At 71.7% G+C, this 15,920-nt stretch carries 13 protein-coding genes and 1 pseudogene; 5 read left to right on the forward strand and 9 right to left on the reverse strand.

Going from position 1 to position 15,920, the window contains the following annotated elements; genetic code table 11:
* The first annotated feature begins 2 nt into the window (after nucleotides 1–2).
* The 3 genes from ACFPIH_RS33515 (at nucleotide 3) to ACFPIH_RS33525 (ending at nucleotide 2,902) form a co-directional block, all read left to right on the forward strand.
* Nucleotides 3–959, forward strand: coding sequence for a fumarylacetoacetate hydrolase family protein (locus ACFPIH_RS33515; protein ID WP_381166792.1), 957 nt, complete (start codon nucleotides 3–5; stop codon nucleotides 957–959).
* Between the two features lie 149 nt (nucleotides 960–1,108).
* Nucleotides 1,109–2,083: a LysR family transcriptional regulator gene (locus ACFPIH_RS33520; protein WP_381166794.1), complete on the forward strand. Its 975-nt coding sequence runs from the start codon at nucleotides 1,109–1,111 to the stop codon at nucleotides 2,081–2,083.
* Nucleotides 2,084–2,122: 39 nt separating this feature from the next.
* Nucleotides 2,123–2,902: an SDR family NAD(P)-dependent oxidoreductase gene (locus ACFPIH_RS33525; protein WP_381166796.1), complete on the forward strand. Its 780-nt coding sequence runs from the start codon at nucleotides 2,123–2,125 to the stop codon at nucleotides 2,900–2,902.
* Nucleotides 2,903–2,917: 15 nt separating this feature from the next.
* Here ACFPIH_RS33525 and ACFPIH_RS33530 read toward each other — a convergent pair whose 3' ends face one another.
* The 5 genes from ACFPIH_RS33530 to ACFPIH_RS33550 form a co-directional block, all read right to left on the reverse strand.
* On the reverse strand, nucleotides 2,918–3,844 hold the full coding sequence (locus ACFPIH_RS33530) for a hypothetical protein (RefSeq protein WP_381166798.1): 927 nt from the start codon (nucleotides 3,842–3,844) through the stop codon (nucleotides 2,918–2,920).
* 137 nt (nucleotides 3,845–3,981) lie between these two features.
* Nucleotides 3,982–5,499 carry an MFS transporter gene (locus tag ACFPIH_RS33535; protein WP_381166800.1) on the reverse strand — a complete coding sequence of 506 codons (1,518 nt, stop codon included), beginning with the start codon at nucleotides 5,497–5,499 and terminating at the stop codon, nucleotides 3,982–3,984.
* Complete coding sequence (locus ACFPIH_RS33540; protein ID WP_381166802.1) at nucleotides 5,496–5,921, reverse strand: VOC family protein; 426 nt, start codon at nucleotides 5,919–5,921, stop codon at nucleotides 5,496–5,498. The genes ACFPIH_RS33535 and ACFPIH_RS33540 overlap by 4 nt, the downstream gene beginning before the upstream one ends.
* 6 nt (nucleotides 5,922–5,927) lie before the next feature.
* Complete coding sequence (locus ACFPIH_RS33545) at nucleotides 5,928–6,698, reverse strand: SDR family NAD(P)-dependent oxidoreductase (protein WP_381166804.1); 771 nt, start codon at nucleotides 6,696–6,698, stop codon at nucleotides 5,928–5,930.
* Between the two features lie 82 nt (nucleotides 6,699–6,780).
* On the reverse strand, nucleotides 6,781–7,977 hold the full coding sequence (locus ACFPIH_RS33550) for a cytochrome P450 family protein (RefSeq protein WP_381167514.1): 1,197 nt from the start codon (nucleotides 7,975–7,977) through the stop codon (nucleotides 6,781–6,783).
* A 427-nt stretch (nucleotides 7,978–8,404) separates the two neighbouring features.
* On the opposite strand from ACFPIH_RS33550, the gene rho reads away from it, so the two are divergent.
* Nucleotides 8,405–9,547 carry a transcription termination factor Rho gene (gene rho / locus ACFPIH_RS33555; protein WP_381166806.1) on the forward strand — a complete coding sequence of 381 codons (1,143 nt, stop codon included), beginning with the start codon at nucleotides 8,405–8,407 and terminating at the stop codon, nucleotides 9,545–9,547.
* A gap of 156 nt (nucleotides 9,548–9,703) precedes the next feature.
* Nucleotides 9,704–10,489, forward strand: a pseudogene (locus ACFPIH_RS33560) (D-alanyl-D-alanine carboxypeptidase family protein); the annotation flags it as partial.
* Between the two features lie 83 nt (nucleotides 10,490–10,572).
* On the opposite strand, the gene ACFPIH_RS33565 reads toward ACFPIH_RS33560, so the two are convergent.
* From ACFPIH_RS33565 to aspA, 4 genes are all read right to left on the reverse strand, one after another.
* The gene (locus tag ACFPIH_RS33565) at nucleotides 10,573–11,982 is read right to left on the reverse strand and encodes a glycosyltransferase 87 family protein (protein ID WP_381166808.1); all 1,410 of its coding nucleotides are present in this window, start codon (nucleotides 11,980–11,982) and stop codon (nucleotides 10,573–10,575) included.
* Nucleotides 11,979–13,376, reverse strand: a complete 1,398-nt coding sequence (gene mptB, locus ACFPIH_RS33570; protein WP_381166810.1) for a polyprenol phosphomannose-dependent alpha 1,6 mannosyltransferase MptB — start codon at nucleotides 13,374–13,376, stop codon at nucleotides 11,979–11,981. The genes ACFPIH_RS33565 and mptB overlap by 4 nt, the downstream gene beginning before the upstream one ends.
* 133 nt (nucleotides 13,377–13,509) lie before the next feature.
* Complete coding sequence (locus ACFPIH_RS33575) at nucleotides 13,510–14,439, reverse strand: glutaminase (RefSeq protein WP_381166812.1); 930 nt, start codon at nucleotides 14,437–14,439, stop codon at nucleotides 13,510–13,512.
* A gap of 45 nt (nucleotides 14,440–14,484) precedes the next feature.
* Entirely contained in the window at nucleotides 14,485–15,894 is a 1,410-nt protein-coding gene (gene aspA / locus ACFPIH_RS33580) for an aspartate ammonia-lyase (protein ID WP_381166814.1), read from the reverse strand.
* Nucleotides 15,895–15,920 lie beyond the last annotated feature (26 nt).

Genomic DNA, 15,920 nt, shown 5'->3' on the forward strand with positions numbered 1-15,920 from the left:
CGATGCGTTTCGCGACGTACGAGTACGAGGGCGCGGAGCGCGCCGGAGTGGTGCGGGACGGGGTCGTCCATCCGCTGCCCGAGGGGATCACCGTCCTGACGCTGATCGAGCAGGCGGTACTGCACGCGGCGGGCGCCGAAGCCCTCGAGACCCCCAGTGAGTTGACGGTGGATCAGGTGCAACTGCGACCCCCGCTGTCGCCGCCGTCGATCCGGGACTTCGTGGGCTTCGAGGCGCACATCGAGGGCGTGTCCAAGTCGCTGGACGGTCTGGAGCATGTGCCCGAGGAGTGGTACCGGGCGCCCAACTTCTACTTCACCAACCCGCACGCCGGCCATGGCGCCCAGGACGACGTGGCCGTCCCGGCGGGGTGCTCGGTGCTGGACTTCGAGCTGGAGGTCGGGGCGGTGATCGGACGCGCCGGGCGCGACCTCACGCCCGAGCGGGCCCGCGAGCACATCGTCGGCTATCTGGTCTTCAACGACTGGTCGGCGCGCGACCTGCAGAAACCGGAGAAGAACCTGGGCCTCGGCTTCTCCAAGGGCAAGGACTTCGCCAACACGCTCGGCCCGTACCTGGTGACCGCCGACGAGGTCGAGGACCGGCGCGACCCGGACGGCTTCCTGGACCTGGAGATGACCGCCACCCTCAACGGGGAGCTGATCGGCCGGGACACCCTCGCCAACGTCTCCTGGACCTTCGAGGAGATGGTCGCCTACGCCTCCCGGGACGCCTGGGTGCGCCCCGGGGACGTCCTGGGCTCGGGCACCTGCGGCTGGGGCGCGCTGGCGGAGCACTGGGGCCGGCTCGGGGAGCGCCTCCCGCCACCGCTCACGCCCGGCGACGAGGTGGAGCTGACGGTGGAGCGGCTGGGCACCCTGCGCAACAGGGTGGTGGCGGGCCGTACGGACGTCTACCTCCCGCGAGCGCGCAAACGGGGCCGGACGCCTCGGCCGTAGACGGGGGTGAGCTGCGGGTATCCCCGGGTTCGATGGCTGCTATCGGATCGCTGTGAGTTGTGTCCCGGAGTCTTCCTCGCCGCGCGGCCGGTGGTTACGCTCCGGTCCACCGAGCTTCAAGGACGTGGCGCGGCCGGAAGGGGACACACATGGGTCTCGGAGCGATCGACCTGAATCTTCTGGTGGCGCTGGAAGCCCTCCTGGAGGAGAAGAACGTCACCCACGCGGGGGTGCGGCTCAACACCAGCCAGTCCGCGATGAGCGGCTCGCTGGCCCGGCTGCGCCGGCACTTCAACGACGAGCTGCTGATCCGGGTCGGCCGCGAGTACGAGCTGACACCGCTGGCCGAGCGGCTGCTGCCCGTCGTGCAGGCGTCCCTGCACAAGGCGGAGGAGGCGCTGTCGCTGACCCGGCAGTTCGACCCGGGGCGCAGCCGGCAGCGGTTCTCCGTGGTGATGTCGGACTACGTGATGACGGTGTTCGTGGAGCCGCTGCTGCGGGCCATCGCCCTGGAGGCGCCCGGGGTGCGGATCGACTTCCATCCGATCGTGGACGGTCAGCTGGAGACCGAGACGCATCTGCGCTGCCACGACCTGATGATCGTGCCGCTCGGCTATCAGCTGCCCGGGGTGAGCGAGGCGGTCATGCACGACCGGTTCGTCTGTCTCGTCGACCCGGGCAATCCACGGGTCGTGGACGGGCGGCTCGGGCTGCGCGACCTGGCGGAGATGCCGCATGCGGCCTGTTCCATCGGCAAGAGCCACACGCCGGCCGACCGGCAGCTGGAAACCCTCGGGATCACACCGAAGGTGCAGGTCAGCACGCCGGGCTTCAGTGTGCTGCCGTTCCTGGTGAGCGGCACGGACCTGGTGGCGCTGGTGCCGGAGCGGCTGGCCCGGCGGTACGAGGGTTTCGCGCGCTGTGCCGTCGTCGAGCCGCCGTTCCCGGACGTACCGCTGGTGGAGGCGATGTACTGGCACCACAACCGGCACGCCGATCCGGCACACCGCTGGCTGCGGGAGACCGTCCGCAGAGTGGGGGCCTCCCTGGACGAGCCGGTGATCGACGACGTGGATGACAGCCATGGGGAACACGCGTTTCCGGAGCTGTCAGCGGCTTCCTAGCGTGGGAGGTCACTACGTCGGACCCACACTGGAGGAACCGTGAGCCGTACGCGTCTGGCGGGCCGCACCGTCGTCGTCACCGGAGCAGCGCAGGGCCAGGGAGCGGCCGAGGTGACGGCGGCGGCCCGGGAGGGCGCGGCGGTGGTCGCGACCGACGTCCTGGACGAGGCCGGCGAGAAGCTGGCCGCGTCCCTGCGCGCCGACGGGCTGGACGTGCGCTACCGGCACCTGGACGTGTCGTCGCCGCAGGACTGGGCCGCGCTGGCGGCAGAGCTGGAGGTCGTGCACGGCCTGGTCAACAACGCGGGCATCCCCATGCGCGCCCGGCTGGGTGACGTCGAACTCGCCGACTGGGAGCGGGCGTTCGCGGTGAACACGACCGGCCCGCTGCTCGGCATCCAGGCGCTGGCGCCGCTGATGCCGGCCGGGTCCGCCATCGTCAACGTCGGCTCGGTCGCCGCTCTGACGGCCCATCACGCGGTCGCATACACGGCCAGCAAGTGGGCGTTGCGGGGTCTGTCGAAGGTGGCCGCGCTGGAGCTGGCCCCGCGTGGCATCCGCACGAACCTGGTGCATCCCGGGTACATCGAGACTCCGCTGATGTCGTCCGCGAACCCGGTGTTCGTCGCCGCGCATCTGGCGATGACGCCCCAGGGCCGCCCGGGTTCGGTGGACGAGGTGGCTCCGCTCGTCGTCTATCTGCTGTCCGACGAGGCGTCGTACGTCAACGGGGCGGAGATCACCGTCGACGGCGGGTACGCGGCGCACGGCGGGGTGAAGGCGATCACCAACGCGCTGGACGCGCCGGCGGCCGACTGAGCACCCCGCCCGCTCTCAGTCCCTGAGGTCGTCCAGGGTCGACTTGGCGTCCGTCTTCAGCCAGTCGCTGACCTCGTCCAGCTTCGGCGGGTCCTCGTCCGTGTCGTACGAGGAGAGATAGGCGCTGTAGGTCATGGTGTACGTCACCCAGCCGTCGCGTACGGCCAGCGTGGCGTAGAGCGAGCCGCTGCTGGAGCTCCCGGTGGTGTCGTCGCTGACGAGGTAGGCCTCGTCGCCGATGCCCGTCACGGTGTCCACGTCGTAGCCCGTGTGGCTGTCGTCGTAGTTCTTCCACGTGGCCGTGAACTCGGGCCCGGGGTCGGTCTTCTTGTGCAGGTCGAGCTGGCTGGAGAGGTAGGCGTCGGCGTAGGTCGACGAGGTTTTCTTCAGGCTGATGCTGCAGTAGCCCTGGTCGAGGGCGTCGTCCTCGAGGGTGTTGTGCGTCGGGGAGCCGTCGGTGTCCGGGTACTCGTCCTTGAAGGACGAGTAGTCGGCCGTGTTGCACAGGTTCGCCGGCGCCGAGTAGCCGCGCAGGTCCGGGTCGGTGCCGAACCCGCCGAGCAGGAAGACACCGGCCGCCCAGCCCGCGGAGGCCACCAGCGCGCCGACGGCGGCCCACAGGACGGCTTTGCCCGCTCCGCCGCCTCTACCGGTGGGCGGTGGGCCGACCACGGGGTACGGGCCCTGCTGGACATACGGGTTGACCTGCTGGGGTGCGCCCTGCTGGGCGTACGGATTGGCCTGCGGGGGGCCGCCCTGCTGGCCGACGAGGGTCGGCTGGGCGTAGACGCTCTGCTGGCCGGCCTGCGTCGGGGGCGCGGCGGGCGGGAAGCCCATCGGCCCGCCGGAGGCCGGCGGGGACTGGGGATGCGGATAGGGGTAGGCGCTCGGCTGGGCCGGAGCGTCGGACGGCTGCTGCGGAGGCTCAGGCGGCGTGGACATGGCGTGAAGATAATCCACAGATGGCGCTCAAGTCCCTGGTCGTCACGGATCGTTACTCTCTGGGGACATCTGCGGTAAACCTCGAACAGGCCGGGCTTTCCGCCCGGCCTCTTCGATGGATCGCGCTGTACGACGGGTCAGGCGGCGGCGGTCTGCACCGGTGCGTCCACCGTCACCCGGGCCGTGTTCTTGCGCACCAGCAGCAGCGTGACCAGCGCGCCGAGCAGGGAGGCGCAGCCGCAGATCACCACGCCGATCGCCATGCCGTGGCCGAGGGCGGTCTGGGCGGCGGCGCGGGCGCTGTCGCTGCCGGCGTTGACGACGGCGAGCGGTCCGGCCGCGGCCTCCATACCGGCGTCGGCGCCGCTGAGCTTGCCGGCCAGCGCGGCGGACGCGGCGCTCATCGCGACGGTGCTGATGACGGCGGGGCCGAGGCCCTGCCCGAACTCGCGCACCAGGCTGGTCGCGCCGCTGGCCATGCCGGTCATGTTCAGCGGTACGGCGTTCACGGCTGCGGAGGTGAGCGAGGAGACGACGCAGATGAAGCCGATGCCGAGCAGCAGCACCGGGCCGATGAACGCGGCGAGGGAGGTGGTGGTGATGGGCAGGGCGGCGATCCAGAACTGACCGGCGGCCATCGGCAGCAGGCCGCCCATGAGGAGCCAGCGGGGTTCGACGCGGGTGAGCATCCGGCTCAGGACGGGGGCGAGGAGCAGCGGGACGAGCTGGAGGATCACGAAGGGCATACCGGCCCGCAGGGCGCTGAGGTGCATGACGGCGCCGAGGCGGATGGAGACGCAGTACGCGGTGCCGATGAAGCCGAACATGCCGGCCAGGGCGACCACCGCCGCCGCGGCGAACGACGGGATCCTCAGCAGGTCGAGGTTGAACATGGGTGAGGCGGAGCGCTTCTCGGCGACCACGAAGGCGACCAGGGCGACGGCGGCGAGGGTGAGGGAGCCGACGATGGCCGGGCTGCTCCAGCCCCGCTCACCGCCCTCGATGATGCCCCAGAGCAGGGCGGTGAGCCCGACGGCGACGGTGATCTGGCCGGGCCAGTCCAGGGTGCGCCCCTCGGGCGCCTTGGAGTCGGTGACCATGAAGTGGCTGGTGACGGCGACGACGAGGCCGAGGACGACCGGGGGCACGAAGGCCCAGCGGAAGTCGGCGACGGTGGCGAGGATCCCCGAGGAGAGCGGGCCGGCGGCCGAGGCGAGGGAGATGCTCAGCGCCCAGATGGCGACTGCCCTGGCGCGGTCCTTCTCGACGGGGGTGGCGGCGGCGATCACCGCGAGGGAGCTGGGGAAGAGCGCGGCGGCGCCGATGCCGGCCAGCGCCTGGCCGATCCAGAGCATGGTGATGTTCTGCGAGGTGGCGTTGAGGAGCTCACCGAGCGCCAGGACGACTCCGCCGAGCACCAGCAGCCGCTTGCGGCCGAAGAGGTCGCCCACCACACCGAAATTCAGCTCGAGAATTGCGGTGGGCAGAATGAACGCCAAGGTGACCCAGGCGACCTGGGAACCCGAGGCGCCGAATGCCGCCTGGATTTCCCCGTTGATGGGAGAGGGGACGGTAATGCACAGCTGTGCGGCGGCTACGGCCAGACAGCAGGCTATGAGTGTTCCCCTGTCGAGTCTTTTCAGCACGCTTGTCATTCCGTACTCCGTCGCTCTAGTCGCTCTATGAGTTCGATGAGATTTCCCTCGGGGTCGGTGACCCAGGCCATGCGCACTCCGGGTTCGGGGGACGGTCCGGGGGCGAGGGCCTCGCCCGCTCCGTGGGCCACCAGGGCCGCGTGGACGGGGTCGAGTTCGGGGGTGGTGACCGCGAAGTGGCCGTATCCCTCGGTCAGGGCCGCGGTGACCGGGTCGGGGGCCCGCAGGCCGGGGGCGGAGCCGGGTCTGGCGAGCAGTTCCAGGCGCCAGCCGTGCGGATGCTCCAGGACGACGCCGCTGAGACCGGGCCCGTCGAGCCGGAACTCGAAGACGGTCGCCAGCCCGAACGCCGCCTTGTACCAGGCGGTCTGGGCCGCCAGATCCCGTACGTTGACGCCCACGTGGTCGAGTCGCACGGTCATGTCCGCTCAGCCCGCCATCGCGCTGTCGCCGCCGTCGACCATGAGGTTGGCGCCGTTGACGAAGGCGGCCTCGTCCGAGCAGAGGAAGGCGGCGACCCGGGCGATGTCCTCCGGCTCGGCGACCCGGCCGACCGGGATCCGCGCCTCCAGCTGCGCCCTCGGGCCCTCGGGGTCGTCGAGGAAGGGCGCGGTGGCGGAGGTGCGGGTCATACCGGGGGCGATGGTGTTGACCCGGATGCCGTGCGGGGCACCCGCCGCGCACAGGTGCTTGCTCATCGCCAGGACCCCGCCCTTGGCGGCGCCGTGCGGCACCATCGGCAGGAACGGCGCGCCGCGTACGGCGGCCACCGAGGCGACGTTGAGGACGGCGCCGCCCCCGCGCGCGACCAGGTGCGGCCAGGCGGCGCGGGTGCAGAGGTAGGGGATGTCGAGTTCGTTGCGGAGGGTGAAGTACCAGTCCTCGACGGGCTGGGTGTCGAAGGGCCCGTTCCGCAGGGCCGAGGCGTTGTTGTAGAGGATGTCGATTCCGCCGAAGGCCGCGATTCCGGCGTCGATCCATTCCTTGGCGCCGGTTTCGGTGGACAGGTCGACGGGGGCGAGGGAGCGCATGACTCCCCCGGCCTTCTCCACCAGCGCGACGGTTTCCGCGTCACGGTCCGCGTCGATGTCGCAACCGAATACGGTGGCGCCCTCGGCGGCGAACAGCTGTGCCGCGGCCCGTCCTATTCCGGCACCGGTGCCGCTGATGAAGGCGATTTTCCCGTCCAGTCGACCCATGATTGCCCAAGCCCCTTGTTCATGCCGCCGGAGTGCGGTGGTGGCAGCGTAGGGAGAGCAATTGGGCGGAACAAGAAATGTGTCAGCGCGGGGCCATCGGGGGTTCGTATGGCTGGTATGCGGCGGACGGACCGAGCCTTACCGGGAGGGCCCGCACGCTGTTGCCCACGAAGCCGGCGTGCCGGGTCAGCTCCGCCTCGGGGACGGCGAGGTCGAGGGTGGGGAAGCGGGTGAAGAGGCGCTCCAGGGCGGTGCCGGCCTCCAGACGGGCGAGCGGGGCGCCGAGGCAGTAGTGGGACCCGTGCCCGAGGGAGAGGTTGCGGGCGGTGCGGGTCACCTTGAAGAGGTCGGCGTCGGGGCCGTACGCGACCGGGTCGCGCCCGGCCGCGGAGTAACCGGCGAGCACGGGGGTGCCGCGCGGGATCGTGGTGCCGTCGAGGACCAGGTCACGTACCGGGTAGCGGAACGGGAAGTAGCTGACGGGCGCGTCCCACCGCAGGGTCTCCTCGACCACGTCCGCCCAGTTCGCCTCCCCCTTCCGTACCAGGTCGAGCTGGTCGCGGTGGCCGCACAGGGCGCGTACGGCGTTGGTGATGAGGTTGAGGGTGGTCTCGTGCCCGGCGATGATCATCGTGAGCAGGGTGCCGACGAGTTCCTGCGGGGAGAGCCGGTCGCCGCCCTCGTCGCGCGCCGCGATCAGCGCGGTGGTGAGGTCGTCTCCGGGGTGCTCGGCCTTGGCGGCGGCGATCTCGCTCAGCACGGCGACGAGTTCACGGTTGGCGGCGACGGCCTGTTCGGGTCCGGTGTCGGTGGCCACGACCACGCTGGTGAGGCCGTGCAGCCGGTCGCGGTAGCCGGCGTCCACACCGAGCAGTTCGCCGATGACGCCCATCGGGAGGGGCAGCGCGAAGTGGCGCCGCAGATCGGCCACCCCGTCGACGGCCTCCCGCTCCAGGCGGTCCAGCAGAGTGTCGGTCAACTCCTCGACCCAGGGCCGGAGTTCCTCCACCCGGCGGGCGGTGAAGGCGCTGCTGACGAGGGAGCGCAGCCGGCGGTGGTCGTCGCCGTCGGCGGTGGTCATGCCGGCCACGGTCGTGAAGGTCATCAGCGGCCACCCCTCCGCGATGCGGCCCTCACGCAGGGCCGTGAAGTGCCGTGCGTTCTTGGCGACTTCGGGGTGGGAGAGTAACTCCTTGAGCGCCTGATGCCCGAGTACGGCCATCCCCTCCACCTCCCCTGGCAGCAGGACCGGGGCGACGGCGCCCCGGGCGAGGAGCATCGCGTTGACGGCATGCGGGCAACTGCCGGACGGGGCGAGACGATGAGGTGCGTCGAGCCGTTCATCCACCGGTGACTCCTGGTGACAGAGGGCGGGTTGGCGTCGTGCGGTGCCCGATTCTGCCCGCTCGCGGAAACCCACGGAATAAGCGTCGGTCGGAGCATGTTGACGCCACCGGACACAACCGGCGTGCTACAGTGCCGGTAGCACTTGTGTACGCCCCTCGTCTGGGCACCGGTGCCAGTTCCTCCCCGGTTCGCCGAATCAACCGCCCTTTCTCGCGGTCGGCGTACGGCCTTCCCACAGCGCTTCACCCACGCAGGTGCTGTTTCCCGCCGCCGAGGTGCGCCCCGCGCCCTCCCCTCGCGGTCTTCACCCCCTTCCTTCGCATGTCTCATGTCTTCCGTCCGTGAAAGGACCCACCACCATGACCACCACTCTCGAACACCAACCAGTACAGGAGCGGCCTCCGGTCCGGATCGCCACCGGTGTCCTCGACATCGACGCGAACGGGAAGGGGCACCTGCGGGGCGCCGACTGCCTGCCCACGCCCTCAGACATCCAGGTCCCGGCCGCGCTGATCCGCCGCCACGGACTGCGCAAGGGCGACCTCGTCGAAGGCGTGCGCGGCAGCCAGCGCGCGCTGACCGAGGTCGCGCGGGTCAACGGCCGTACGCCCGACGCGCTGCGGGGCCGGCGGCACTTCCGTGACCTCACTCCCCTGCACCCCCACGAGCGGCTCCGTCTCGAACACCCGGCGGCCGGTCTGGCCGGACGGGTCACCGACCTGCTCGCACCCGTCGGCAAGGGCCAGCGCGGCCTGATCGTCGCGCCGCCCAAGACGGGCAAGACCGTGCTGCTCCAGCAGTACGCCGCCGCCGTCGCCGGCAACCACCCGGACGCCCGGCTGATGGTGCTGCTGCTCGACGAGCGCCCCGAGGAGGTCACCGACATGCGGCGCTCCGTGCGCGGCGAGGTGTACGCCTCGACCTTCGACCAGGCGCCCAAGCAGCACATCGCCCTCGCCGAACTCGTCGTCGAGCGCGCCAAGCGGCTCGTCGAGGCGGGCGAGGACGTCGTGATCCTCCTCGACTCGCTGACCCGGCTGTGCCGGGCCCACAACAACGCCGCCGCCGCCGGTGGCCGCACCCTGAGCGGCGGGGTCGACGCGACCGCGCTGATCGGCCCCAAGAAGTTCTTCGGGGCCGCGCGCGCCGCCGAGGAGGGCGGCTCGCTCACCATCCTGGCCACCGCCCTCGTCGAAACCGGTTCCCGCGCCGACGACTTCTACTTCGAGGAGCTGAAGGGCACCGGCAACATGGAACTCCGCCTCGACCGGGAGCCCGCGTCCCGCCGTGTCTTCCCGGCCGTCGACATCACCACCTCCGGCACCCGCCGCGAGGAACTCCTGCTCTCCCCGGCCGAGTCGACCGCCGTACGCGGACTGCGCCGGGCGCTCCAGCCCCGGGACGGCCAGGCGAACCTGGAGACGCTCCTGCAGCGGATGCGCGAGACCCCGGACAACGCGACCTTCCTGCGGCGCGTCCAGCCGACCCTGCCGGCCGGGTGACGCGGCGCTCCCGAGCCGCCCCGACGTGCGGCATCCGAGTGCACGCGGGACGGTGTTCGGCACGGGCGGCACGGGGATGCCGGGGTTCGTTCCTACGTTGACCGTATGAAGATCGGATTCTCCTCTCGGGTCGCCGTGTCGGCCTGCGCGTGCTCGATGGTGGGTGTCCTGGCGCTGGGGCCCGCCGCGGTCGCCTCCCCCTCCGGAGCGGATCCGGACGCACCCGGCGGCACCCGGGCGCGGACTCCGCGGCCGTCCCTCCTGTACGGCGCCGGTATCCGCGTCAGGCCCCACCGCGACACGCCCGAGGTGCCGGAGGTCTCGGCGCTGTCGTGGCTGGTGTCCGACGCCCGGACCGGCAAGGTGCTCGCCGCGTACAACGCCCACCGCAGGCTGCCGCCGGCCAGCACCCTGAAGACCCTGTTCGCCCTCACCGTGCTGCCGGTCCTGCCCCGCGGCCTCCGGCACCGGGTGTCCGAGGAGGAGCTCGCGGGCATCGGACCCGGCAGCAGCCTCGTCGGGGTCGAGGAGGGGCGGACGTACTCGGTGGCCGACCTGTGGCGCGGGGTGTTCCTCAACTCCGGCAACGACGCCGTGCACGTGCTGGCCGCCCTCAACGGCGGCTGGCGCGCGACGACCGCCGGGATGCAGGAGAGGGCGCGGACACTGGGCGCCCTGGACACCCATGTCCGCTCCCCCGACGGCTACGACGCGCCCGGCCAGGTGTCCTCCGCCTACGATCTCGCGGTGTTCGGCCGGGAGGGTCTGCGCAACGCGGACTTCGCCCGGTACTGCGCCACGGCGGAGGCCGAGTTCCCGGGCGGCGGAGGACGGTCGTACGGGATCGCGAACACCAACCGGCTGCTGACCGGGCACGACGGCGTCGAGCCGTACCCGGGGCTGATCGGCGTCAAGAACGGCTACACCACCCACGCGGGCAACACGCTGGTGGCCGCCGCCCGGCACGGCGGTCGCACACTCGTGGTGACGGTGATGAACCCTCAGGCGGGCGGCGGCCTCACGGTCTACGAGGAGGCACGCGAACTGCTCGACTGGGGGTTCGAGGCCGCCGGGCGGGTCGATCCGGTCGGTTCGCTGGACGCGCTGCGGGGCCGGCCCCGGCCCGGTCCGCAGCCCACGGCGGAAGCCGCCACGGAGCCGGTGCCCGCCTCCCCGTCCCCCGCGACTCCCTCGTCCGCGTCGGCCGCCTCGGCCGGGGAGGACACCGGCCCCGGCTGGTTCGCGACGACGGGGATCGCGGGCGCCGCCGCGCTGGGCGCGGCCTTCGTGGCGCTGGTGCTCGCGGCCGTGGTGCGCCGTTCGCCGTGGAGGTGACCGACCGGCAGGAACAGCAGCAGGGCGAGGGTGACCCAGGTGTAGATGTTGCTGCCGAGGAATCCGTCGACGCCTGAGGCGTCGTCGAACCACAGCCACACCACGCTCGTGCACAGCACCGCGTACAGACCGCCCGCCACACGCGCGTGTCCGGTGCGCACCAGCACGGCGAAGGACGGCAGCAGCCACACCAGGTGGTGCACCCAGGTGACGGGGCTGACCAGGCAGGCGGTGACGCCCGTGAGCGCGAAGGCCGCCTGCCAGTCCCCCGCGGCCACCGCGCCCCGGGTCCGCCGGGCCCACACACCCAGCGTCACGACCACCACGACCGCCCACACGGCGTGGCTGTCCACGCCCAGCCGGGCCAGCACGCCCTGGAGGGACTGGTTGGAGACGTAGTCGAGCCGGCCGACGCGGGTCGTGTCCCACATGGCCTCGGTCCAGTAGAAGCGGGACGCGTCCGGGGCGACGACGGCGGCGAACGCCGTGGCCACGATCGTGACGGCGGTGGCGACGGCGGCGGCCCGCCATCTCCGGGCGACCAGCAGCAGCCCGATGAACAGCGCCGGCGTGAGCTTGATCGCCGCCGCGAGACCGATGCCCACACCGGCCCAGCGCCCCCGGCCGTTCGCGAGCAGCAGGCAGTCGGTCAGCACCAGGGCCAGCAGGACCAGGTTCACCTGGCCGAAGCTGAAGGTGTCCCGCAGCGGTTCGAACAGCGCGAGCACGCAGGCGGCCAGACCGACGCCGTACCAGCCGTGCCGCCGCCAGCGCGGCCCGGCCAGGACCCGGGCGACGACGGCGAGCGCGGCCAGGTTGAGCAGCAGGGCGCCCGCGATCGCGGTGCGCAGGCCGACCAGCGCCATCGGCAGCATCGCGACGGCCGCGAACGGCGGGTAGGTGAAGCCGTACGGCGTCCCCGGCACCCGGTAGTCGTAGACGCGCCCGCCGTGGTGGATCCAGGTGTTGACGGTGCCGTAGTAGACGCGCAGGTCGAACCAGTCCCGCAGCAGCGGAACCGTCGCGGTGAAGACGGCGACGGCCACCGCGAGGCAGCCGAGCAGCAGGATGCGGCCACGGTCGGTCTCGGGTCTTCTCATGCCGTACGGCCCACCGCGACCGGGGTCTGCGCGGCCAGGCGGGCCTGCCACAGGACGACCACCGCGAGCGCGCCGCCGGACACCGCCAGGACCAGTTGGTCGATGTCGGCGGGGCCGCCGTCGGGCAGCACGGCCAGGGCGAGGATGCCCGCCATCGCCGCCATGCGGTGCCGTACATGGGTGCTGGGGGCCGCGGCGGCTATGAGGAACAGGCCCCACAGGGCGTACCAGGGGCGGATGGCGGGGCCGAACGCGGCGACCGTGGCGAGGCTCAGACCGAGCGCGTACACGGGCCGGGGGCGCAGCCGCCACCATATGGCGACGAGGAGGACGGCGGTGAGCGCGAGGCCGAACAGATGCCAGGCGGGGACGGCCAGCGGGGCCAGGTCGCTGCCGAGGTGTTCCAGCAGGGCGCCGGTGGCGCGGCCGAGCAGGCTGGTGAGGGCCCAGTTCTGCGACGAGACGGGGGTGTTGAGCGCGGCTATCCAGCCGTACCCGGTGCCCGCGAGGGCGGTCGCGGCGACGGTGGTGGCCGCGCAGGCGGCGGCGGTCGTCAGGACGGCCGGGACCGGGCGGCGGCCCGCGCGCAGCTGGAGCACGAGGATGGCCAGGAGCCCGAGCGCGGCGGGCGCCTTGACCAGGGCGGCCAGAGTGACCAGCACGGTGGCCGGCACCGGGTGGCGGCCGAGCGCGGCGACCAGGCCGGCCCCGAGCAGGCCGAGCATGATCGCGTCGTTGTGGGCGCCGCCGACCAGGTGCAGCAGCACCAGCGGGTTGAGGACGCCCAGCCAGAGCGCGGCGGCCGGGTCGGCGCCGCTGTGCCGGGCCAGCCGGGGCAGCGCGGCGGCCATCAGCGCGACCCCGCACACGGCCACCAGCCGCATCCCGATGAGCCCGGCGGGCAGTTCGCCGTGCGTCAGCCCGGACAGCGCGGCGGCGACGGCCATGAAGACCGGGCCGTACGGTGCTCCGGTGTGCCGCCACAGCGGGGCGACCTCGTCCGCGAGCGGTCCGCCGAGCTGGGCCGGGCCGTGCGCGTACACGTCGATGTGGGCGTCCACCATGGCGCCCTGGGCGAGATAGCTGTAGACGTCCCGGCTGAACAGCGGCGGCGCGATGAGCAGCGGCGCCGCCCAGACGGCGAGCACCAGCATCAGCGCGCGCGGGGTGGGCGGCTCACAACCGCGCACCAGACGCCCGAGAAGGATCCAGGCCGCGGTCAGCAGCACCAGGCCGAAGTACACGCCGACGAGCCCCAGCACGGCGTGTACCGAGGACGGGGCCAGGAGCTCCCGGGCGGGGAGCGCTCCGGCACTCTCACCTCCCAGCGCGAGACAGGAGGTACCGGCCAGGCCCAGTACCTGACAGCGACGGAGATCGACGGGGAAAGCCATGGCCAACACTCCCTCAGCGTGTCAACGCCGAGTGGCCGGAATATGACACGCCGTCCTCCGGACGGGGGCCTGTGTGTGACCGGCGTGTGATCCCGCCGTCGGACCGACGGGTTTTGGGGTTACGGCCGGTGGCTCAGAACACCGAGACGCCGGTCAGGGTCGTGAAGCGCTCCAGGGCGGCCACCCCGGCGACCGAGTTGCCGCGTTCGTCGAGTCCGGGGCTCCACACGCACAGGGTGCAGCGGCCGGGGACGACGGCGATGATGCCGCCGCCTACGCCGCTCTTGCCGGGCAGGCCGACCCGGTAGGCGAACTCGCCGGCCGCGTCGTATGTCCCGCAGGTCAGCATCACCGCGTTGACCTGCTTGGACTGGCTGCGGGTGAGCAGCCGGGCGCCGTCGGCACGGATGCCGTGCCGGGCGAGGAAGCCGGTGGCGAGGGCGAGGTCGGCGCAGGACGCGGTGAGCGAGCACTGGCGGAAGTACTGGTCGACGAGGACCGGCACGGGGTTGTCGATGTTGCCGTAGGACGCCATGAAATGGGCGAGGGCGGCGTTGCGGTCGCCGTGCGCGGCCTCGGAGGCGGCGACCTCCTGGTCGAAGTCCAGGGCGGGATTGCCGCTCTCGGCGCGCAGGAAGGCCAGGAGTTCCCCCGCCGCGTCCCCGGTACGGGTGTGCAGGCGGTCGGTGACGACCAGGGCACCGGCGTTGATGAAGGGGTTTCGCGGGATGCCGTTCTCGTACTCCAGCTGGACCAGGGAGTTGAAGGGATTGCCGGAGGGTTCGCGGCCCACGTGCTCCCAGAGGGCGTCGCCCTCGCGGGCCAGGTCGAGGGCGAGGGTGAAGACCTTGGTGATGGACTGCGTGGAGAACGGCTCACGCCAGTCCCCCACGCCGTACACCGTGCCGTCCGGCTCGGCGACGGCCATGCCGAAGCTGCGCGGGTCGCGGGCCGCGAGGGCCGGGATGTAGTCGGCGGGACGCCCCCGGCTGGGGGTGTGTTCCATCTCTTCCGCTATGTGCTCCAGGACCGGCCGGAAGGAACGGGACGACGTCGTTGTCATGATCACTATTGTCCCTCCACGCCGGTCCTGGCGCGTCATCGCAGGTCAGGACAGGGCGGACCCGCTGCCCGCGAGCACCTCCGGCCGCAGCAGGTCGGCGAGTCGCTCCGCGGGCAGCAGGCCCTTCTCCAGGACGAGTTCGGCCACGCCGCGGCCCGTGGCGAGTGCCTCCTTGGCGATGTCGGTGGCCGCCGTGTACCCGATGTGCGGGTTGAGGGCGGTGACCAGGCCGATGGAGTTCTCGACGGTCGCGCGCAGTGCCTCGGTGTTGGCGGTGATGCCGTCCACGCAGCGCTCGGCGAGCGTGAGGCAGGCGGCGCGCAGATGCGTGATGCTCTCCGACAGGGAGTGCAGGATGATCGGCTCGAACGCGTTGAGCTGGAGCTGTCCGGCCTCGGCGGCCATGGTGATGGTGACGTCGTTGCCGATCACCTCGAAGGCGACCTGGTTGACGACCTCGGGGATCACCGGGTTGACCTTGCCGGGCATGATCGACGAACCGGCCTGCACGGGCGGGAGGTTGATCTCGCCGAGTCCGGCGCGCGGACCGGAGGACAGCAGCCGCAGGTCGTTGCAGCTCTTGCTGAGCTTGACGGCGACGCGCTTGAGCACGCCGGACATCTGGACGAACGCGCCGCAGTCCTGGGTGGCCTCGACCAGGTTGGCGGCGGTGACCAGCGGCAGCCCGGTGATCTCGGCGAGGTGGCGGCGGGCGGACTCGGCGTACCCGGCGGGGGCGTTGAGGCCGGTGCCGATGGCCGTGGCACCCAGGTTGATCTCATGGATCAACTGGACGGCCTCGTCAAGACGGTTGCGGTCCTCGTCAATCATGACGGCATAGGCCGAGAACTCCTGACCGAGCGTCATGGGCACCGCGTCCTGCAACTGTGTACGGCCCATCTTGAGCACGTCACGGAACTCGACGGCCTTACGTGCGAAGGAGTCCTGCAGTACGGCCATCGCCTTGAGCAGTCCACGGACCGCGAAGACCGTCGCTATCTTGACGGCGGTCGGGTAGACGTCGTTGGTGGACTGTCCGAGGTTGACGTCCTCGTTGGGGTGCAGGTACCGGTACTGCCCCTTCTCGTGCCCCAGCAGTTCCAGCGCCCGGTTGGCGACGACCTCGTTGGCGTTCATGTTGGTCGAGGTGCCGGCACCGCCCTGGATGACGTCGACGACGAACTGGTCGTGCAGCCTGCCGTCCCGGATCTCCCGGCAGGCGGCGACGATCGCGGCGGCCTTCTCCGGCGCCAGCAGCCCGAGCTCCTGGTTCGCGAGGGCGGCGGCCTCCTTGACGGCGGCGAGGGCGTCGATCAGATGCGGGTAGGCGGAGATCGGCGTACCGGTGATGGGAAAGTTCTCGGTGGCACGCAGGGTGTGAACACCCCAGTACGCACCACCGGGAACATCCCGGTCACCCAGCAGATCATGCTCACGGCGGGTAAGGGCGGTCATGAGGGCTCGGGCCTCTTTCTGAGCTA

The organism is Streptomyces vulcanius (assembly GCF_042653945.1).
Lineage (GTDB): Bacteria > Actinomycetota > Actinomycetes > Streptomycetales > Streptomycetaceae > Streptomyces > Streptomyces mangrovi.